Source organism: Virgibacillus sp. GM2-2, from assembly GCF_055329585.1.
Genome location: NZ_JBUZWC010000218.1, coordinates 1 through 210, shown reverse-complemented (window position 1 = coordinate 210; position 210 = coordinate 1). Strand labels below are relative to the sequence as shown.

Annotated in this window: 1 protein-coding gene; it reads right to left on the bottom strand. The window is 48.6% G+C overall.

The genetic code is table 11. The features are described from left to right. On the bottom strand, window positions 1-210 hold a 210-nt coding region (locus ACY9Z2_RS19615; protein WP_463611341.1), incomplete at both ends, for a hypothetical protein.

Sequence of the window (210 nt, the reverse complement as noted above, 5' to 3'; positions counted from 1 at the left end):
ACAACAACTTTATGAAATTGAGTGATTGAATCAAACGTGAGTTGGCGTTCATGTCCACGATGGTTGGTAAGGCCAATCTTGGGCTGCTCTTTGAGGTAGCGAAGCGTGTCTCGAATCTGACGAGTTGCTTGATCGAGGACCTTCTTCTGAAACCACCTCTTCTCGGCGTCTGCATCAGTGTTTGCTTCGGCTACGCGCTCTTTCAGTTGG